Origin of the sequence: Aeoliella mucimassa, assembly GCF_007748035.1 — a bacterium.
In the GTDB taxonomy this organism is placed as follows: domain Bacteria; phylum Planctomycetota; class Planctomycetia; order Pirellulales; family Lacipirellulaceae; genus Aeoliella; species Aeoliella mucimassa.
The window spans coordinates 5,727,431-5,748,478 of the sequence record NZ_CP036278.1 but is presented as its reverse complement, the minus strand read 5'-3'; the positions used below and the strand labels follow the sequence as shown (position 1 = coordinate 5,748,478).

General features: G+C 57.4%; 16 protein-coding genes. 7 read left to right on the top strand and 9 right to left on the bottom strand.

Annotated elements, in window-relative coordinates; translation table 11 throughout:
• Positions 1-16: 16 nt before the first annotated feature.
• The 5 genes from Pan181_RS22605 to trpC form a co-directional block, all read right to left on the bottom strand.
• Complete coding sequence (locus Pan181_RS22605) at positions 17-664, bottom strand: IS630 family transposase (RefSeq protein ID WP_145244957.1); 648 nt, start codon at positions 662-664, stop codon at positions 17-19.
• Complete coding sequence (locus tag Pan181_RS22600; protein WP_145244956.1) at positions 652-1,116, bottom strand: helix-turn-helix domain-containing protein; 465 nt, start codon at positions 1,114-1,116, stop codon at positions 652-654. Before Pan181_RS22600 ends, Pan181_RS22605 begins: the two co-directional genes overlap by 13 nt.
• A 357-nt stretch (positions 1,117-1,473) precedes the next feature.
• Entirely contained in the window at positions 1,474-1,863 is a 390-nt protein-coding gene (locus Pan181_RS22595) for a hypothetical protein (protein WP_145250548.1), read from the bottom strand.
• A gap of 1,044 nt (positions 1,864-2,907) precedes the next feature.
• Positions 2,908-3,825, bottom strand: coding sequence for a mechanosensitive ion channel family protein (locus Pan181_RS22590; RefSeq protein ID WP_197528612.1), 918 nt, complete (start codon positions 3,823-3,825; stop codon positions 2,908-2,910).
• A 100-nt stretch (positions 3,826-3,925) separates the two neighbouring features.
• The gene (gene trpC / locus Pan181_RS22585) at positions 3,926-4,717 is read right to left on the bottom strand and encodes an indole-3-glycerol phosphate synthase TrpC (RefSeq protein ID WP_145250541.1); all 792 of its coding nucleotides are present in this window, start codon (positions 4,715-4,717) and stop codon (positions 3,926-3,928) included.
• Positions 4,718-4,839: 122 nt separating this feature from the next.
• Here trpC and Pan181_RS22580 point away from each other — a divergent pair, with 122 nt between their 5' ends.
• The 7 genes from Pan181_RS22580 (at position 4,840) to Pan181_RS22550 (ending at position 14,225) form a co-directional block, all read left to right on the top strand.
• Positions 4,840-6,651, top strand: coding sequence for a serine/threonine-protein kinase (locus Pan181_RS22580; RefSeq protein WP_145250538.1), 1,812 nt, complete (start codon positions 4,840-4,842; stop codon positions 6,649-6,651).
• A gap of 111 nt (positions 6,652-6,762) precedes the next feature.
• Complete coding sequence (hemL, locus tag Pan181_RS22575) at positions 6,763-8,058, top strand: glutamate-1-semialdehyde 2,1-aminomutase (protein WP_145250536.1); 1,296 nt, start codon at positions 6,763-6,765, stop codon at positions 8,056-8,058.
• 239 nt (positions 8,059-8,297) lie between these two features.
• Positions 8,298-9,461 (top strand): cytidylyltransferase domain-containing protein, encoded by a 1,164-nt coding sequence (locus tag Pan181_RS22570; protein WP_145250533.1) that lies wholly within the window; start codon positions 8,298-8,300, stop codon positions 9,459-9,461.
• Positions 9,462-9,606: 145 nt separating this feature from the next.
• A complete protein-coding gene (locus Pan181_RS22565) occupies positions 9,607-10,269 on the top strand; it encodes a hypothetical protein (protein WP_145250530.1) in 663 nt (220 codons plus the stop codon).
• Between the two features lie 106 nt (positions 10,270-10,375).
• Positions 10,376-11,890: a lipopolysaccharide biosynthesis protein gene (locus Pan181_RS22560; RefSeq protein WP_231943675.1), complete on the top strand. Its 1,515-nt coding sequence runs from the start codon at positions 10,376-10,378 to the stop codon at positions 11,888-11,890.
• Positions 11,890-12,942, top strand: a complete 1,053-nt coding sequence (locus Pan181_RS22555; protein ID WP_197528611.1) for a nitroreductase family protein — start codon at positions 11,890-11,892, stop codon at positions 12,940-12,942. The genes Pan181_RS22560 and Pan181_RS22555 overlap by 1 nt, the downstream gene beginning before the upstream one ends.
• A gap of 62 nt (positions 12,943-13,004) precedes the next feature.
• On the top strand, positions 13,005-14,225 hold the full coding sequence (locus tag Pan181_RS22550; RefSeq protein WP_145250521.1) for a polysaccharide pyruvyl transferase family protein: 1,221 nt from the start codon (positions 13,005-13,007) through the stop codon (positions 14,223-14,225).
• Positions 14,226-14,247: 22 nt separating this feature from the next.
• Here Pan181_RS22550 and Pan181_RS22545 read toward each other — a convergent pair whose 3' ends face one another.
• The 4 genes from Pan181_RS22545 to carB all read right to left on the bottom strand — a co-directional run bounded on the left by Pan181_RS22545 (position 14,248) and on the right by carB (position 21,038).
• Complete coding sequence (locus tag Pan181_RS22545) at positions 14,248-15,258, bottom strand: glycosyltransferase (RefSeq protein ID WP_145250518.1); 1,011 nt, start codon at positions 15,256-15,258, stop codon at positions 14,248-14,250.
• Positions 15,194-16,024 (bottom strand): aldo/keto reductase, encoded by an 831-nt coding sequence (locus Pan181_RS22540; protein ID WP_145250516.1) that lies wholly within the window; start codon positions 16,022-16,024, stop codon positions 15,194-15,196. Before Pan181_RS22540 ends, Pan181_RS22545 begins: the two co-directional genes overlap by 65 nt.
• Entirely contained in the window at positions 16,011-17,591 is a 1,581-nt protein-coding gene (locus Pan181_RS22535) for an FAD-dependent oxidoreductase (RefSeq protein WP_391484003.1), read from the bottom strand. The genes Pan181_RS22540 and Pan181_RS22535 overlap by 14 nt, the downstream gene beginning before the upstream one ends.
• A 150-nt stretch (positions 17,592-17,741) precedes the next feature.
• Positions 17,742-21,038 (bottom strand): carbamoyl-phosphate synthase large subunit, encoded by a 3,297-nt coding sequence (carB, locus tag Pan181_RS22530; RefSeq protein WP_145250511.1) that lies wholly within the window; start codon positions 21,036-21,038, stop codon positions 17,742-17,744.
• Positions 21,039-21,048: the final 10 nt, after the last annotated feature.

Sequence of the window (21,048 nt, the reverse complement as noted above, 5' to 3'; positions counted from 1 at the left end):
TACGTCGTCCCGGAAGTCATTTCCTATAGAGTTCAGGGAAGACGCGTTTGGCGTCTTTTCGATGGAAGGTCCAATTGATTTTGATTTTCTTCCGATTGCGGTCGCGTGAACAGTGGGAGAGTTCGCTTTGAACCTTGTCGAGCGAAGCCAACCGACGTCCCAGGCATTGTCGCTGTATGGCCGAGATTTCGATCTCGGCCATGTTGAGCCAACTGGCATGCTTGGGGGTAAAATGCCACACAATCCGCTCCAGCATTGGCCGAGCCGCCTCCTCGCCAAAGGTTTCGATCAACGACTTCTCGTTGTGCGTGTTGAGGTTGTCCATCACCAGATGAACCCGCTCTGCGTCGGGATAGCGCTTCAAGAGGTCGCGGACGAACCGGGCGAAGTCGGCTCGCTTGCGGTGACGCTTGGCCTGAACGAATCGCTTGCCCGCCTTCGGCTCGACCGCCACGAACACGCTGCAGGTTCCGCAGCGGCGGTACTCGTAGTCCTGCTTCGCGATCTTGCCGGGTGCCGCGGGCTCGGGCGGCCGCGCGTCGTCGACCCTCTGATAGGGCTGCTCGTCGAGGCAGACGACCGGCTCGTTCGGGTCGAGCGGCTTCTCGTACTGCTCGAGGACGTCCTCCATCCGCTCACAGAACTCGTCGTTCAGCTTGGGCACGCACCAAGTTTTTTTCGCCACGGCTTCAGGTCGTGTTCCTTGAGCCACAGCGAGACCTCCGTCACGCTGAGCGAATCGACGAAGCCTTCCTTCACCGCGTGCTCGCACAACAATTCCAGCGTCCAGCGAGCCCGTCCCTCGGGCGGCTCGCTGCACGCCAGGGCGATTACCTGTTGCTGCTGCCGCTTGGTGAACTCTGGGGGGCGGCCCGAGCGAGGCGCATCGTACACCGCCCGCTGGACGCCCTCTTCGCAGAACCGCTTTCGGACGGCTCGGACGTTGCGCGTCGTGCAGCCCACATGCTCGGCGATCTCTTCGTCGGTGCATCCCGAGTCCGATTTCAATAATATCTGGCAGCGACGCACCACTTGCGCCGCGCGGGCGCCTGAGCGTGCTAGCTGCTCCAAACCTCCACGGGCCTGGTGGTCCAGGCAAACAATGTGCTTTTTCATTCCGCAGCATATAGCAGCGGAATGGATTTCAGGAAAGACGTACTAGCACCCTGAAGTGAACTGTGACCGTTGAATTCGGCATGATTGGTCAACACGATTTGTGGCCATTCGGCCTTGGGTTTCGAGATCCATGGTTCGGCGACGCGATCCTCCACCTTCGGGGTAGAACTGGGCGAGTCGGTTCCACAACCGAGGCAGCAAACTACGGTCAGAACAGAAGCAGTAATCCGCGAACTGTAGTGGTTCATTATTGACACCTAACGTAAAAAACTCAGTTGCCGGCCGCCCGCGGAGTGCAGGCTCCAAACCGACAACCACATCATATCGCGGGCGCTGCTGGTCAACTGCAGTCGGTGGTTATGTCGCCCCCAGCTCACCTTTCCATGTGTCATCAGGTTGACGATGGATGCGGTAGCGGCCGACATCGGAACTGTCTAAAAGGATCTCATTGTCGCTAACCCATTGAATGGTCCAGCGCTGAGTGTCAGAAGCGGGCGTCACCTCGCGGTGCAGGGTCGTGTCAGAGGCATCTTGAATCTCGACGATCACGCAAAGATATTTTCGCGGATCAGCTTGGCTTTGGTTGACAGCGGTCAGCAACAACATCGAGCCGTTCGGCGAAGGCTTTAGCGGTGAAACTGTAGAGCGAGAGCAACTCGGCAGCAGCACGAGAAGTAGCATCACGACGGCGAGTAAACGTACTTGCGACATGACTTGATTCGACACAAAAAAGATAGATAAGCCCATGCAGGACCTGCTTACCTACAAGAACTGTGGATAAGCATGTCTTCGATTGTAGCAGAACCGCACCGCTTTGGCTCCGTCGAACCTCCTAGCGGATCTCGTCCCTTACCGCAATTTTTCCCCAACCCAGGCTGCTGGGGTTGTCACCACCTCAATCCATTCGATGATCTCCTAAACGGCCTCGGCTTCATCGGCCCAAGTAAGTTAACCTTGCCGAGACTTTCGCAGTTCACTCCCCCCGGCGGCGCAACCCTTCGCGAGGGGATGTTTTCCTTTCACCGAATGCTTGAGAGGGGGCCGCTAATTCAGTCAGGTTGCGTCGGTGGGCGAGCCACGCTCGGGTGCTACCCTCCCCGGGCCTGATAGCCCGACCCGTCCCGCAAGCGGGAGGGTTAAATTTAGGTGAAATTGCGTCTTATTGGGTTTTCAATTTTTCGCTAGGAATTGGCCACCCGTGGTGTTCTAATGGACAGGTGGTCGTTGGCTGTCGGCTTTCAGCTATCGGCTGTTGGCTTTTTTAGTGATTGGAGGTGATTGCGATGTGATGCTGGTCTAAATGTCAGACTCCTAGCGACGCGCTGGCGAAGGGTTGCTGGCGTGGGCGTTCGCTGCTGCGCGGTTGTCGAAGCTGTAGGCCTTAAGCTGTAAGCAGTAGGCGGAGATCTTTCAGTCGCCGGAAGCTCCCTCAAGATGACATCCGCAAGTCAGAAATCATCACTCAGAAATCATAAATCCCAAACTCCCCTGCCCCCCGAATCCTGTTTCCTGACTCCTCCCCAAGAATACTTTCCCACTCGATGCGTTTTGGGAAATGGGAATCTATTCGCACTCGAAAACCACTGGTTTTGTAGAGTCAGCGGAGATTCAATTTTCCCATCGGTGGGTAAATTGGGAATCTATTGCCCAGCGTTGGGAATCTATTTGTGAGCAGTGGGAATCTATCCCTCCGGGGGGCGGGAAGATTGGTTGGTTGCGGGCAGCGACAACTCGCGTTCGACGGACTCTTGCGACGTTTGCTACTGCTCGAGAGCTGCGTGCTCGGTGCGTTTATTTCGAGCGATCGAGATGGATATCCATCTGCGGAAACGGAATCTCGATGCCGGCCGAATCGAGGTGCATTTTCACGTGTCGGATCAGCACCTGCTTAACGTCCAGGTACTTGTCGGTGGGGCCCCAGACCCGCACCGACCAGTCGACGCTCGACGCCCCGAGCCCCAGCAGCACGATGGCTGGCTCGGTGTCGGGCAGGGTTCCTTCGGTCGCGTTGGCGGCCTCGGTCAGCACTCGGCGGGTTTCGTCGATGTCGGCCGAGTACGAAACGCCGACATCGACGTCGATGCGGCGTTTGCGATGGAAGGTGATGTTCTCGATCACCGAGCCATAGATCGAGCTGTTGGGGATGATGATCCGCCGGTTATCGAACGTATCGATCGTGGTGGTGAACAACTCGATTTCGTCGACCTTACCCAGATTGTCGGCCACGTTGACGACGTCGCCGACGCGGTAGGGGCGGAAGACCAGCAGCATGGCCCCCGCAGCAAAGTTGGAGAGTGTGCCTTGAAACGCCAGACCGACAGCGAAACCAGCCGCACCGATGACTGCCGCGAAGCTGGTGGTCTCGATGCCGAACTTACTCATACAGGCCAGCGCGGCCAGGAGAATGATGCCCCACCAAGTGAGCTTCGCGATGAACAAAGTGAGCGTTTCATCGAACTTCAGACGCCGCAGCCCAGCGCGAACCATGCTCGACGCCCAACCAGCGAGGGTCCAGGCCAGCGTCAGCAGCACGAGTACCAGTGCGACCCGCAAACCATAGTATTGCGCGAGCGACAGCCATTGGTCGCTGGTCAGATCGAAGTCGAACTGCATCAACTTCTTGACAGCTTCGGCTTGTTCCTGCGGAATCGTTATTTTGGTGGACTCCGACGACTCACCAGTAGTCGCTTCGGCAAGCAAGTAGAGCATCGATTCTCTTCCTGGATTGGGGCGTACGGACGCAATCTCAGCGAAGGAATAGCAAAAAACGTGCGAGCGACTCAATGCCAGCTTGATGCCAAGCTTGGCGTTAGCCCGCGGTGCGGCCCAGCAGGGCATCGACGGCCGCGCCGATGTCGGGCTGGCGCATTAGCGACTCGCCGACCAGGATGGCATCGACCCCGGCGGCTGCTAGCATGGCAACATCGTCGTGGGTACGAATGCCGCTTTCGCCAACCAGCAGTTTGTCGCTTGGCACCTGCTGGCGGATCGCGAGCGTATGGCCGAGGTCGACTTCGAAGGTGTGCAGGTTGCGATTGTTCACCCCAATCAGTCGCGCGCCGGCTGCTAGCACCGACTCGAGATTCTCGGGATCGTAGAGTTCCACCAGCGCGGTCAGACCCAGGTTGGTCGCCTGGGCGTGGAGCGTTGCAAGCTCGGCGGGGCTCAGGCACTCGGCAATCAGCAGTACTGCATCGGCTCCCGCGGCACGGGCTTCGACCAATTGGTACTCGTCGAGAATGAAGTCCTTCCGCAGTACCGGAATGGCGACCTCCGCGCGAACCTGCCGCAGGTAGTCGAGGTGTCCTTGGAAGTACGACTCGTCGGTCAGCACGCTGATGCAGCTCGCGCCGTGCTGCTCGTAGGTTTTGGCGATAGTCGCGGGGTGGAAATCCTCGCGGATCAACCCGGCCGAAGGGCTGGCCTTTTTGACCTCGGCAATCAACTTAATAGGACCATCGGCCGCCAGGGCGGCGAAAAAATCGCGAACCGGCGGTGCGTCGGCCAGCTGCGACTGGAGCTCCTGCAGCGGTGTCTGCGACTGAGCCCGCGCGATTTCCTGGCGTTTGGTAGCAACAATTTTGTCGAGGATCGTAGGCATGCTTCGTAGGATAACCTGGCACAACGTCGAAGAACAGGACTCGAGCGACTGCTGTCTGCTGGCCTTAACCGCGGCTGGTAAGTAGCATGGAGATGGAAAGCTAAACACCGCATTGGGCGACTATGGACTTCGAAAAACTAGGACCGTACCGCATCGGCAACCGCCTCGGCAAAGGGGGCATGGGATCGGTCTACCGTGGCGAGCACAACGACACCGGCCAGGTAGTGGCCGTCAAGGCGTTGGCTCCGCAGCTGGCCACGAGCGAGGGGTTTCGCGAGCGTTTCGAGGCCGAGATCGAGTCGCTTAAAACCCTGCAGCACGACGGCATCGTGCGGCTGTTCGGCTACGGCGAGGAGTCAGGCACGCTGTTCTATGCCATGGAGCTGGTGGATGGTCGCAGTCTGGAGGAAGAACTGAAGGCTGGCCGACGGTTCTCCTGGCGCGAGGTGGTCGACATCTCGATCCAGGTTTGCCGGGCGCTGAAGCATGCCCACGACCACGGCATCGTGCACCGCGACATCAAACCGGCGAACATCCTGCTCGATACGAACGAGCATGTGAAGCTAGCCGACTTCGGCATCGCCCGCCTGTTCGGGGGCACGCAGCTCACCATGGCCGGCGGCGTACTCGGCACAGCCGACTACATGTCGCCCGAGCAAGCTGATGGCCGGCCGGTTACCGACCGTTGCGATCAGTACAGCTTGGGATGCGTGATGTACGCACTGCTGGCGGGGCGACCGCCGTTTCGGGCGAAGAGCCTGCCCGAAATGTTGCAGCTGCAGCGCTTCGCCGAGCCGGAGCCAGTGCGGCGCTACGCACCGGATGCTCCGGAGCAACTCGAGCATTGCATCATGCAGTTGCTAAAAAAGAATGCGAGCGATCGGTTCCCGAACACGCTGGTGCTCTCCCGGCATCTGGAAGCGATGCGCAAAGCGTTATCGAGGCCGATCGATGCGCCGGAGCTGGCGTCGAACGACGGCATGCCGAGCATCCTCGATCCACCCAAGCCTGATTCCCCTAAGCCTCCCTTGGCTTACGCAGCAACGGTGGCCGGTACCGAACACTCATCGCCCGAATCGCAGGCATCGATCGACATCGACGTGGTGCCGACCGCGGTACGCGATGCGGTAACCGTCGATAGCCTTACCGATTCGTCCACCCGACGGGCGATGTTCGACGCGACGAAGACCGATCACTTCACCGCAGTGGATCACGGTTCACGCCCATCGTCGAGCGGTGTTTCGCCATCGGTGTGGATCGCAAGTCTCGGACTACTGGCACTGGTTGGCATCTCCACCTGGTTCGTCTGGCAGGTGATGCAACCATCGACAGCCGATGAGCTGTACGCAAAAATCCGCCCGGTGGAAGAGATGCCTGACATCGATCATTTGCGTGGTTACGAAGCCGAGGTGAATGAGTTCGTTGCTCGGTTTTCGGACGATCCGCGGGCCGGCGAGGTGCTTGGGTACCAAGAGGAGCTGCTACTCGAAAAGCTGCAGCGGCGGTTCGATACCCTGGTTCGCGGGCGCGGCGAGCGGGGCGACTTGAACACGGCCGAGCGACTTTACTTGGCAGCCATGCGGAAGCTCGACGCCGATCCGGTGCAGGCCGCCAAAGAGTTGGAGCATCTCGAGCAGTTGTTCGGCCAAGTGGGCGACGAGGGTTCGCAAGATGCCGAGCAGCTCGAACGGGTGGCCGCCTGCGTGGAGCTAGCTCGTCGCCAGCGGGCATTGCTCGAGCAGCGCCTTGCGGCTCAGCACGAGGACGACCTGGCGACGCTCGCGAGTCGACTCGACCATGCGGAAAGCTTGTACGAGTCGGACCCTGCTCAGGCGACGGCCATCTGCACTGCGGTGGTCGAACTCTATGGCAACGATCCTTGGGCTGAACCGATGGTGAGGAGGGCTCGTGAGTTGCTCGAAGCGTGGCGGTAGCGGCAACGCCGGCGGCGTTGTATTTTAAGGCTTTGTCGAAGTCCACACTCCCACGCGCACCGCGGCCCGATCGCTGACGTGTGCTGGCCAGCAACCATCGAAAGCGACGCTATGTCTTCTGTTGCCGATCGTCCTCTCAGCAGCCAAGCCTTCGAACGTGCCAAGCAACTGATGCCTGGCGGGGTGAACAGCCCGGCGCGGGCCTTTGGAGCGGTCGGCGGCGAGCCGATTTTCATCGAGCAGGCCGAGGGAGCCTACCTGATCGACGTGGATGGCAACCGCTATCTCGACTACATCGGTTCGTGGGGCCCGATGATCCTGGGGCACGCTTACCCGCCGGTGATTGAAGCGTTGCAGCACTCCATCGCTCGCGGCACTAGCTACGGAGCACCGACCCCCGGAGAGAACGAACTCGCGGAACTGATTATCGAGTTGGTGCCTTCGGTCGACAAAGTACGGCTCGTCAACTCCGGCACCGAAGCGACGATGAGCGCGATTCGCCTCGCCCGCGGAGCGACCGGTAGAGACAAGATCTTGAAGTTCGCGGGCAACTATCATGGGCATGTCGATAGCTTGCTGGTTGCAGCCGGTAGTGCTGCTGCAACGCTGGCGGTGCCTAACTCGCCGGGGGTTACGTCTGGAGCGTCGACCGATACCATCGTGTTGGAATACAACGACGCCGAAGCCCTGGCGGCCGCCTTTGCTCAGCATGGTAGCGAGATTGCGGGAGTGATCTTTGAACCAGTCTGCGGAAACATGGGCGTGGTGATTCCCACCACCGAGTTCCTTACCGCCCTGCGTTCGCTCACGCGAGAACATGGTGCGCTATTGATCTGCGACGAGGTGATGACCGGCTTCCGTCTGTCGCCCGGCGGTGCCCAGCAGTTGCTTGGCATCGAGCCCGACATCACAACACTCGGCAAAATCGTGGGAGGTGGTTTGCCGGTGGGAGCCTATGGTGGTTCTGCCGAAATCATGGGACACATCCTGCCCGAAGGCAAAGTGTTTCAGGCAGGGACGCTCAGCGGCAACCCACTGGCCACGGCGGCCGGTTCCACCACCTTGCGAACCCTGCGCGACAATCCTCCCTACGAACGACTCGAAGCACTCACCGCCCAGCTGGAAGCGGGGCTCAACGAGGCGATCCAAAGCACCGGAGTGACGGCCAACGTCGCGCGGATCGGCAGCATGATCACGCTGTTCTTCAGCGAGCAGCCGATCACCGATTGGTCGACCGCAGCAACGTGCGATATCAAGCGATTCGCCCAGTATTTCTGGGGGATGATGGACCGGGGATTCTACCTGCCATGCAGCCAGTACGAGGCCATGTTCGTGTCGGCCGCCCACACGCCGGAGGAAATCGACGCCACGATTACTGCCGCCCGCGAGGTGCTGGCCACGCTGTAGCGGCCGTCCGCGGCGAACCAAACATCCACTTAGCACGTAGCAAAATCGCCGTGCTGCGCCGGTTGTAGGGGGATTAACGCCGTGTGGGGCGGGAAATTCCGCGTCCGAAGCCCGCTGGCTCTAGCCTCACCAACTTGCTCTTTCATGATAGAATCAGTCCTTATTCGTCGCTGTCGTACGCAGTCGATTACTACGAGGGCGTACTCGCGAATTGACCATCATTGACGAGGAAGGATTCTATGACTGAAGTGCTTGCAATTTTACCAGCCCGCGATGGAAGTACGCGCACTTCGGTCAACCCGCTCTCGCCGGTGGCCGGACACCCACTGATCGGGCACACCGTGACGGCCGCCCGCATGTCGAAGAGCGTGACTCGCATTGTGGTCGCGACTCCCCACTCGGGCATCGCCGACGTGGCTCGCCGGTTCGGGGGACAGGTCGTGATGCAGCAACGCGAGACGAACGACACCGACGCGATGCTCGAGGTGCTGGAACAGTTGCAAGCATCCGAGAACTACCGCCCCGACGTGGTGGTGCAGTTGGCATGGTCGGCTCCGCTGACGACATCTGAAGAGATCGACCGCACGGTCGACGCGCTTGCACAGCAGCAAGCCGACTCCGCCCTGGCTGTGGTGGAGTTTCCAAAGTTTGTCTGGCAGCACGACGCATCTGGCTGTGGAGTCGGGGTGAACCACGATCGCCCCTCCGGTGATCATTCGGACGACTCGGCCCCACAATTCCTCGAGGCTCATGCGGTGTACGCGATGCGAACTAGCGGGCTGCTCGAAACCAAACAACGTTTCTTTGGTAAGACCGCCTTGGTCGAGATGCCTCGCGACCGGCATCTGGTGTTGTCGGATAGCTCGGACCTCGACGTCGCCGAGCTTCGATTGCGGCGACGCTTTGCCATGCTCCGCGACAAGCTGCTGCCTGATTCGATTGGAGCGGTCGTATTCGATTTCGATGGCGTGTTCACCGATAACTCGGTGACGGTTGATCAGGAGGGGCGCGAGTCGACCCTCTGCAGCCGCGGCGATGGCATGGGTATCGGTCAGCTCAAGAAAACAGGCATTCCACTGCTGGTGCTCTCGAAGGAACCGGTACCGATCGTAATGCATCGCTGCGGTAAGCTCGGCCTCGAATGCTTGCATGGTGTCGATAACAAGCTTCCGTTGCTCGACAAGTGGCTCGCCGAGCATGGTGTCGACCGCCAAAACACGGTTTATATGGGCAACGACATCAACGACATCGAATGCCTGGCCGCGGTCGGCTGTGGCACGGTGCCGGCCGACGCCCACCCCGATGTGTTGCCCGTTGCGAATCTGGTGCTCGACTACCCTGGAGGGCGTGGAGCGGTTCGTCAACTCTGCGACATGATTGTAAGTAAAGTAACTACCGAATAGCCCCAAGCCTGATCCGCTGAAAACCGGCACTCGATCGACGACAGGTTTTCAGCTTTGCGGCAAGAGGTGTTTAAGCTCTCTTGCTGTTCACCATCCCTTTAACCAGTGTCAACCAACAGCGCATTTACCGCTTGAAAGGAAGACCATGTTCAAAACTGCTCTCGCAACCGGTCTCGCAGCCACCTTCCTCGGATTGCTGATTGCTCCGCAAGCCTTGGCGGCAAATGCCAGCGACGAAGTGAAGGACGTCCGCGAAGCGTTTCTGAAAGAAGCGATGGAAGCCCAGGAGGCCTATCACAAAGAACTGCGTCGCCATGCCCGCATTGCGGTGTCGAAGCTTGAGAAAACCGCCGCGAGTGCAGTGCGAGATGGCGACCTGGCGGGGGCCACTGCGGCCATGAAGCAGGTGCTCTGGCTCGACCGCGACAACAAAAAGGCGGTTGCTCATTTTAAAGCGATTGGTCGCTTGGAAGAAGTGCTTGAGGAACTTGAGGAAGAGCCAGTGGTCCCTGATGCGGTAGAGAGCACCGGAGACGCAGGCAACGTCGCCCGTCAATTGATTGGTTCTACATGGAGTTGGGGCGATGGAAATAACATTACTTTTCTGCCTGGTGGTATCGCCTCGGCAACCCAAGACAAACAGCCTAATTCGCGCCTATGGCAAGTGGACGCAAGGGGCAATGTGTTCGTCGCAACAGCAAAACCCAACATTCTATCGATCATTAAGGTCGACCTTTCTAGTGGGAATTACGCGGGGCAAAACTACAAAATTAATAACACAGAGTTTTCAGGTCGCCGAGTGCGATGAGTGAGCACTTTCCTGCTTGCGCTGTGTTTCTTTACCACGAGCGAAAAGGTTGAACGCTTCAAGTCCCAAGATCGATTATTTTTCAAGTGAGACATTGCGTCGGGACTTGAAGAGCAAAACCGTGCGCGGCGGCATGTCGACTGCTACCGCACAAGCTGCGCGCGTGGTGATCGGCATGGCCACGATCCCGATCTTTGCCCGGCTGCTTGAGCCGGAAGATTTTGGTCTGGTCGCCATGGTTACGGTGTTAACGAACTTCGCAACGATGTTCGTTAACTCGGGCTTCTCCACTGCGACCGTCCAACGCGACGAGATAACCCATCAACAGGTAAGCAATCTGTTCTGGATTGCGGCAACCCTTGGCACTACAGTCGCTCTCATCACTTCCGGGCTGGCACCACTGGTTGGCTGGATGTACGGGGAGCCTAAGCTCGTTGCTATTACGATAGTTCTGTCGTTTTCGTTCCTCTTCAGCGGCCTCTCAATTCAGCATGAGGCGATGATGCGACGAGGGATGCAGTTCCACATGCTGGCAACGACAAGTCTCATTGCTTTTATTGCGGGACAAACCGCTGGCATTCTGTGGGCTTGGCATTTCCGTGGTCAGCCGAATGCTTACTGGGCCTTAGTGCTTATTCCCGTGACCACTGCCGCAACGACGATGGTAACCGCTTGGGGATTATGCCATTGGCGGCCTTCGCTACCGCAACGCAACGCAGGCACTCGCGAGTTGGCCGTATTTGGAGCTAACCTCACCGCATTTTCGTTTGTAAACTACTTCGCACGCAATGCCGATAACTTGCTGATTGGCTTGTTCTGGGGCAAGGTCCTGCTTGGCTACTACGAGCGAGCGTATCGGTTGCTGCTACTTCCACTACAGCAAATTGCTCCTCCCTTCGGAGCTGTAGTTATCCCTGCACTTAGCCGCTTGAACGGCGACCAAGAAGGCTACACCCGTGCTTACTACCGTGCTATTAACGCCTTCGCTTGGACTTCGGTGCCAGTGATTGGTTGGCTAGCTTGCTCGGCTGATCCATTGATCTACATTTACATGGGCGCGAAGTGGGAACCGGTGACGCCATTGCTCCAGGCGCTTCTGCCTGCAGCGTGGGCGAACTGTATTATCCCAGCATCCGGTTGGGCCTTCACTTCTTCGGGGCGGGTCCGTGAGATGCTTATCTGGGGAACGGTGCATTCGGTGGTGCTGGTGATTGTGATGCTGGCTTGTGTCCCTTACGGAGTGCTACAGATTGCTTGGGGAGTGAGTATAGCTTACGTCGTGATGCGCTTGCCGGGATTCATTTATTGTTTCCATAACACACCATTAAGCGTTCGCAGTTTGATTCGCATGATTTGGTATCCAACGTTGATCCCGGCCATCGCGGCAGCCATTGCTGGAATCGCTCACCATTACTGGCTGCGTGATATGTCGATTGCCAGAGACTTGGCTTGGCCATGGCTGGGAAACTCCAGCGCTGCGAGCGAACTTCTCGCAACGACTCTTGTATTTGCTATAGCCGGAGTAGGCTGTTTGTTAGCGATTCCAGGTGCCTTGGAAGAGATTCGGAACATAGGCAACATTGCCAGACTATCGATGAAGAAGCCGGGGAAAGCACAATAATGCGTAGTCTCATCAAGAAACTCATTAACACTTACTTTCTTCCCCCACTCTGGCGGCTTGCTGTGTGGTGGCCTTTGTTGGCTGACATCTACTTCGTGTTCAGCGGTACGTTTCGTCGAGAGCATCGAGCGGTGTTGCATGGAAAGTTGCAGCATACGAGTGCGACAAAAGAAGCGGACGATCAAGGATCGATCTACACGTTGCGTCGCAATGTGCATCGCTTGGAAAAGGGGTTGGTCTATCGCCCCCGGCGTGATGTGTTTGCCCGCGACTACATCGGCGACACCGTTGCGATTTATCAAGTGCTTCTGCAAGACCCGAACGAACGCATTGCACCGCTTCTAAAATGGGCGCACGACGTTCTTAAGGAGTACTTCTCGGTCGTTGCTAGCGATCCAGCGATTGATCCTCCTCGCGAGAAGTTTGCAGCACTCCCTCCTTGCTCAGCTTGTACTTCTGCTGCGGAAGAGTGGATTCCTTACCAACGCGATTCCACTCCGCTCAACATCACGATCGAAGATTTAGAGAAACTGGCTTGGCGGAGAAGAAGCGTCCGCTGGTATCAGGATAAACCGGTGCCGCGCGAAGTGATTGATCGAGCCATGGAAGTCGCCAAGCTGTCACCGAGTGCCTGCAATCGACAGCCGTTTGAGTTTCGCGTACTTGACGATGTGGAGCTTGCTCGAAAGGTCGGGGCAATTCCCATGGGGACCACAGGATTCTCGCAGAACTTCCCCTGCTTGGTTGTGATTGTCGGCGACCTGAATGCCTACTTTAGCGAGCGAGATCGCCATGTGATTTACGTGGATGGCGGGCTGGCGGCCATGGCATTTCAGTTCGCCCTGGAAGTGCAAGGAGTTGGCTCCTGTTGTATCAATTGGCCCGATATTGAACCGCTCGAGAAGAAAATGGCAAAGGCCTTGAACTTGGATTACAACCACCGCCCAGTCATGTGCATTTCACTGGGTTATCCCGACCCCACAGGCACGGTTCCTTACTCGCAAAAGAAGAGTTTGGATGAAATCAGAAGCTACAATAAGGTGTCCAAATAGGCTCGCCAATACTGTTGCCTGTTCTCACTTTGCTTCCGCCGCCAACTCGCTTTCGAACGAATATGAATATCCAATTATTTGGTGCCGGATTTACCAACAAAGGTGCTGAGTTGATGCTCCGCACGGTAATTGCTCGACTTCGAGAACGGATGCCTGACGCAAGACTGGCCGTTACTCCCGATCGTCAGACACCCTATGAGCAGCGTGCGGAATTACGCTTGGCCCACATCTATCCGAATCATCAATTCTTCAATCCACAGCTTCGCAAACTTTTGGTGCGATCGAAACTGGCGACTTTCTTGGCCGAAGCCCCCTATCGATGGCTGACTCCCAGTCATGCATTATCGATGTACGGGCTGATAGATCAGGATCAAGTAGATGCACTCGTAGACATCTCTGGATACTCCTTCGGCGATGGCTTTCATTGGATTCGCACCAACCTAGCAGCAATTCAGGCGCGTCGTTTAAATCGCCGGGGCAAGCCTGTGATCTTGATGCCCCAGATGTTTGGGCCATTTGAAAAGCCAAAAGTGCGCAGCGCGTTTCAGAAGCTTTGCGATGCCGCTACGTTGATCTACGCCCGCGAGCACGCTTCGTATGATGCGGTACGAGAAGTGATCGGTGACGACCCTCGGCTACACATGGCTCCCGATATCACGATCTTTAGTCCACACGGTCCCGAAGTGGTCACAGGGCACGAAGCCGAGTCGTATGCGGTGCTAGTTCCCAATGAACGGATGCTTGATCAAGGACGTGGAGAGTGGGGCGACACCTACCTACCACGGCTTGTTGCGGCTGGCAAGCAAATTGCTTCGCACGGTTTTCGGCCGGCAATCGTCATACACTCCGGCGATGAAGGCGACAAGAAGTTAGCCGAGGAACTTTATGCTCAACTAGAGCCGTTGGTCGACCAGCAAAAGCCATTTATCTTCACCCACCAGAATCCACTTGTGCTCAAGCAGTTCATCGCTGGTGCCCGATATCTGGTTGGCTCTCGGTTCCATAGCCTGGTAGCCGCCTTGTCGTCCGGAGTTCCCGGTATTGCCTTGGGTTGGGCGCATAAGTATGAAATGCTAGCAAGCGACTTCGGGATCCCCGAACTAATTCATCGAGGGGCGAATAACACGGACGATCTGCTAGTGCAGGTCGATGCATTATCGAACCTCGAAGAGAATCAGCGACTTCGCAATATTCTCGTAGACCGTCGAGAGGCCATGCGCACTCAGTCGGAGTTGATGTGGGACAACGTGTTTCGAGTGCTTGAGTCAGCGGCTCGATCGTGAGAACTTGTCATCCGATCTCACGCTATCGCCTTGCCGACTTGCCACCGAATAGCCTCGCTACTTGCGAGCAGGTTGCCGAGTAGTGAATGCGCTGGAGGACCATACAGACTTTTATCCACGACCAAAAGCCGTAGCCACGCTTGCGGAGTCGTTGATACATCTTGCCAGTCCCCTGGAAGCGGGGCAGTATCTTGCGAATCGCGATTCTCAACCAAAACAGAGGGCTCCTTTTGCGTTCGCTTGTCACAATGTCAAAACGTCCGTGTGCAAAACGACTGTTCTGCTGACAGATCTGAGCGATCGACGCCCTGGCGGGGTGCGTGACTGGAACGTCGTCGACATAAACCACTTTAAACCCTACATCGGCGGCATGTTGCGACCACAAGCCATCCGCTCCACTCATTAGCGAATCGTCAAAAGGACCTGCGCGGTCAAAGACATCTCGCCGGGTTAACATGTTCGCGGTGACGACGCCATTCTCTCGAGCAACTCGATCTTTCTGATCAAAACGCGTCGCCATGTCGTAGAGTTCGGCCAGGGTTGGCTTGCGTTCATCTTTGGCCGAAACATCAATTCGTCCTGCGACGACGTCTACTTTGTCGGCATCTCGTAAGGCATCGATCCCCTTCTCCAGCCATGTAGGATGCGGTTGGCAATCGGAATCGGTAAATGCCAGCAACGACGCACGGGCAAGCTGCAGGCCAGTGTTTCTGGCGGCATAAGAGCCAGGCTTCGTTTCGGAACCAAAGCGGGCGAAAGGGTAGTTGGCTACGAGCGACTTGGGGGGGTCCTTAGAACCATTGTCTACTACAATCACTTCGAAGTTGCTTGGTGGAATTGTCTGCGCGGCCAGAGTGCTGAGGCAGATTTCCAAATCTCGCGCATTTTCGTAGACCGGGATGATGACCGAAATCAGCGGCAGGTTATCAAGTTCGTTCGACATAACGTGAGCAAGCTTCCAGTCGTATTTACGAGACCTCGTTTGCAGCTTCCACCATTTCGCGAAGCCGTTTTGGCGTGGAAGCAGCGACAAGAAACAGACTGTTGGGAGACAACGAGCGGGCACGTTTTATCAACTCTGTCGCGTGCACTACCCCGTCGTTTTGACACGCGACTTGTGGAGCGTTGCGGATGACTCGGTGGAAAATGTAGAAGACATCGGACCGGTAGTCTTGGATCACGTTGTCACCAGGCCATGCGGATTGCCAAACTTGGCCAAACGGACTCCACTGATCCGAGATGGCTCCAATACCGACCCCATAGCTCGAGAGTGCTCCACGCTCGACGAGCAAGTTGAATCTCTCCGCGAGCTCTGCACCTAAGTCGTCGGGGTGAGGTTCGTGAGCAAGGACCACATCCAGTTTGCTGCGACGCAGATTTGCCAAGCTCTTGGCGATGGATTTCTCCATGGTCTCGAGTGAAAAATCATAGCGAGGGCGGTTCGTTGGAGGAGCAGTGGAAACGACTCGCTTGGTGAGCCATCGCTTGAAGAATGTCGCGCGATCGAGCGCTGGTTTAATCGTCTCGCGCAGAAACATTTTCGCTGTGGGATACGGAAGGTGAGGCTGACCAACCTTCGTGGTAACCACCACTTGCGAGTCATCGCCAATTACCTTGCCGAGTGCTTCTTCAGCTGTGCCGTACGAAGGGGCGACGTCGAAGTAGTTGATTCCAAGATCTAATGCTGCTTCGATAAGCCTTGCGGATCGTTTCAGGCCATATCTGCCATCGAGTCCTCCGCAGCCAAATCCGATGCAAGAGACTTTTCTTCCCAAGGGTGGAAAATCAATCTGCTGCATGGGTTGCCTCAACGAGGTGCTTGGAAAGTCTGGTCGCGAATGTCAGCGCTGTGAAGGTGCAATTCGCATGACTGGCAGTTCGGAAAATGCTTGGCCCGATCACGAACATGTTGTCGCTACCAAAGACTTTAAGGTCTTGATCCACAACACCATTCTCGGCGCTAGTACCCATGATGCACCCACCACCTTGGTGGTTAGTGTCATGAAGAGTGTCTAAGAACTGTGGATCCCGATCCACCAATTGGCGATCAATTTGAACCGTGGCTTTTCCCGAATCTTCAAACGATCGCTTTACCATTTCCGCGAAACATGCCAGCGATTCGAGTTCCTTGCCGGAGAGTTGCCAATCCAAAACCGCCATCGGCAAGCCATAAGCGTCGCGTTTCTGCGGGTCTACGGTGATCCGACTCTCAGGTAGAGGTTCGACTTCCGCCTGGACGATGATTTGGATATCGGACCCTCGCGGAACCAATAGCCGGTGCTCAACGATATAAGTCCACATCAACGGCGGCAGGTATCGCAAGCAGGCCCAGGCGTGTCGAAAGAACTTCGTAATGGAACCGATTTCTCGGCTACCTAAAGCTGCTTTCACAAATTGTTTCAGGAATACCAGGTGCTCTTTTACGGAGTGTTCGAAGGTAAGCATCGCCTGCACGCCAAGGATGCGATTCTCTCTAACAAACGAAGGCTGAGAGCGAACCTTCGGTAAGTACTTGCGGCCTTTGAAGACGATGGTTGAAAACTCACCAAAAAATTCTTTGTGGTCTTTGGGAGTGATTTTAGCAACAGGCCCGCCCAAATGATCGTGGAAGTACCGACCGATTTTATCGTTCTCTTTCCAGGGACAATACCATTGATCATCGAGGGCGGTCGCCAGCAACAATCTGGCGTTCTCGATGGTCCCCGCTCCGAGCACAAAGTGAGAGCCTGGTAGGATGTCGAATCCACCTTTTCCGTCGGCAAGTTTTACTCCCTCAACGCGGTTCTGCTGCCCGGCAAAGCCAACCACCTTTGTGTTAAGGACCACTTGAAGGTTCGGATTTGTTTCCAAGTCCTCGCGATAATGCTTGGCAAGGTTGGGCTGCTTGAGCCAGCGAGTGAGGAAGACCAGTAGGTCGTCACTTATCTGCGGAGGGCGGCGGTTGATGAGTGCCCAGACTTGTTCGTCGTTTTGTGTTTCGCCTTCGTAGCCGAGAGCGTCGTAGGTTGGTCCAAAGTATCGAGAGAACTCTTCGTATCCGACGGGCCATCCTGAATTGGCTACCCAGTCACGTGACTCAAAGTCGAGTGCTTCGAACTCAACGAGCTGGCCACCCCATAGGTTCGTTGTCCCCCCCAGGGCGACGGAGCGACCAAGTCGGATGCCATTGTGCTCTCGTCCTTCCGTGCGATAGGCGTTGCTCGCAAAGCTGGACAGGATATGATTGCCCGACTCCAGAAGTACTACCTTGCGACCCTGCCTGGCCAGTAGGACGGACAGGTGAATTCCAACTGCACCCGCTCCAACTACTACAATGGGATCGTTCTCGGCTTCCTTCCATTCCTTAATGCTGTCGAGAATCATGATTGCTTGAAATCGGAGGTCCAGGTGCGAAATCGCAGGGCGCTAGTCGTGTTGGAGCGCTCAGGACACAACCGCGTTTCTTCCGAAAAGCTATCCGTGGGATCATCGGGAGAGAGGGCTGTATCTCACAATATAGCATTTCGTTAGCAGGTCTTAGCTAAACCGTTCCTGCAGGCTTTCCACCTGCATTTCCTCTTCCCGCAAGGCTTCCATCGCTTTGATGGCGGCTTCCGCGGCTTCGATCGTGGTTAAGCAGGGTACACCGGCTGCAACGGTTGCAGCGCGAATCTTGCCTTCATCGGTTCGAGCGCCTTTACCGACTGGGCTATTCATCACCAAGGCGACCTCTTCGTCGGCCAGGAAGTCGAGCAGGTTCGGGTGACCTTCCTTGAGCTTCTTCACGCGGGTGCACTGCATACCGGCCTGCTCTAGGGCTTCGGCGGTGCCGCGGGTGGCGAGGATGCCGTAGTTCATGGCCGACAGACGGCGGGCCAGCTCGATCGCCCGCTGCTTGTGACGCGGGGCGACGCTCAGGAACACGTTGCCCGAGCTTGGCAGCACCGTACCAGCGGCCAGCTGGCTCTTGGCGAACGCCATGCTGAAGCGGGGGCTGATGCCCATCACTTCGCCGGTGCTACGCATTTCGGGGCCGAGCACGATGTCGACGCCGCGGAATTTAATGAAAGGGAAGACCGCTTCTTTCACGCTTACGTGGGCGGGCACCGGATCCTCGGTCACCTGTTGTTCGGTGAGCGAGACTCCAGCCATCACCTTGGCAGCGACCTTCGCCACTGGCAAACCGGTTGCCTTGGCGACGAAAGGCACCGTGCGGCTGGCGCGGGGATTCACCTCGATCACGTAGACCTGAGGGCGCCCATCGGCATCGTCCTGCACCGCGAACTGCACGTTCATCAGCCCGTTCACACCGAGTTCCTTGGCTAGCGCTACTGCGGCCGCGCGAATCTCGGCCACCACCGGGCCTGGCAGGCTGTAAGGTGGTATCGCACACGCGGAGTCGCCGGAGTGCACGCCGGCCTCTTCGATGTGTTCCATCACGCCCGGCACGATGACCACTTCTCCGTCCGACACGGCATCGGCATCCACTTCGATCGCGCGTTCCAGGAAACTATCGATCAGCACTGGTTGCCCCTCGGCCGCAATAAAGGCCTGGGCGACGAACTGGTCGAGCTGGGCGTGGTCGTAGCAAATCTCCATCGCGCGGCCACCCAGCACGAAACTGGGGCGGACCAGCACGGGGAAGCCGATATCGTCGGCCAGCTTGCGGGCTTCGTCCATGGTCTGGGCGATGCCACCTGGCGGCTGCTTGAGCCCCAGACGCTTGATCAATTGATGGAACTTGTCGCGATCTTCGGCGTCTTCAATCGCATCGACACTGGTACCGATGATCGGCACTCCGGCGTCGTTCAGCTCGCGAGCCAGATTCAGCGGAGTCTGACCACCGAATTGCACGATGACGCCGTCGGGCTGCACCTGATCGCAGATGTTCAGCACGTCTTCCACGGTCAGCGGTTCGAAGAACAGCAGGTCGCTCGTATCGTAGTCGGTACTCACGGTCTCGGGGTTCGAGTTCACCATGATCGACTCGATGCCCAGCTCGCGAAGCGCGAAGCTGGCATGGCAACAACAGTAGTCGAACTCGATGCCCTGGCCGATACGATTGGGACCGCCGCCGAGGATCATGATGCGTTTGGCATCGCCCTTCGGTGGGGTTTCGTCTTCGGTCTCGTACGTGGAGTAGAAGTACGGAGTGTAGGCCTCGAACTCGGCAGCACAGGTATCCACCGATTTGAACACGGTGCGAATCCCGCGCTTAAGACGCTCGGCGCGAATTTCGGTCGCCGTGCGACCAAACATGTTGGCCAACTGCTTATCGGAGAACCCTTGCCGCTTGGCGGTTCGCAGTTCCCGATCGCTGAGCGTCGTAAGGTCGTAGCCCGCTCCATCTTGCGGCGGATTCTGGCGGACCAAGGCCCGCAATTCGTTCTCGGTCTCCACGATCTCCATCAGGTTATCGAGGAACCAAGGGTCGATGCTGGTTAGCTCGAACACCTCTTCGACGCTGAGCCCAAGCTTGAAGGCGTATCGCAGGTACCACACGCGATCGGGGCCGGCCGACTGCAGCTTGACGCGAATCTCTTCCTCGCTGGGACGAAACTCGCCGACTCCGCCTTGGTCGTTGTACCACAGGTCTTTGTTGTCGGAACCGAAACCGTCGGCACCGACTTCCAGGCCGCGGAGGGCCTTTTGAAAGCTCTCTTTGAAGGTCGAGCCGATGGCCATGGTTTCGCCGACGCTCTTCATCTGCGTGGTGAGCTTGTCGTCGGCGTCGGGGAACTTCTCGAACGCGAAACGCGGAATCTTGGTAACCACGTAGTCGATCGACGGCTCGAAGCAGGCGGTCGTCTCGCGGGTGATGTCGTTCGGCAACTCGTGCAAGCGGTAACCCACCGCGAGTTTGGCTGCGATCTTGGCAATCGGGAAGCCGGTTGCTTTCGAAGCCAGCGCACTACTACGACTGACCCGGGGGTTCATTTCGATCACGATCATTCGACCATCGACGGGATTGATGGCGAACTGAATGTTCGAACCGCCGGTCTCGACACCAATCTCGCGGATCACCGCCAGGCTGGCGTCGCGCATCCGCTGGTACTCTTTATCGGTCAGCGTCTGAGCGGGAGCCACGGTGATGGAGTCGCCGGTGTGGATGCCCATCGCATCGAAGTTTTCGATCGAGCAGATGATCACGACGTTGTCGTCGACGTCGCGCATCACCTCCATCTCGTACTCTTTCCAGCCAAGAATCGACTCTTCGATCAGCACTTCGCAGGTGGGCGAGAGGTCCAGGCCGTGCCGGACCATCTGATCGTACTCCTGGCGGTTGTAGGCGATGCCGCCGCCGGAGCCACCCATGGTGAAGCTGGGGCGGATAATCGCCGGCAGGCCGATTTCGTCGAGCCATTCCCGGGCTGCGTCGAGCGTCTGCACAGTAGTTCCCTTGCAGACGCCGAGACCGATCTTTTCCATGGCTGCTTTGAATCGCTCACGATTCTCCGCCTTGTCGATCACGTCGGCTCTGGCACCTACCATTTCGACGCCGTGCTTCTTGAGCACGCCGAATTTCTCGAGATCCATGGCCAAGTTCAGGCCGGTCTGCCCGCCGAGGGTCGGCAACAATGCATCGGGCTTTTCGCGGGCGATAATCTTTTCGACTACCTCCCACGTGAGGGGCTCGATGTAAGTGCGATCGGCCGTGGCTGGATCGGTCATGATCGTGGCCGGGTTCGAATTCACGAGCACCACCTCGTATCCCTCCTCGCGGAGGGCCTTACAGGCTTGGGTGCCAGAGTAATCGAACTCGCAGGCCTGGCCAATCACGATGGGACCAGAACCGATAATCAAAATCTTATGAATGTCGTCGCGTCGAGGCATTGCACAGGGG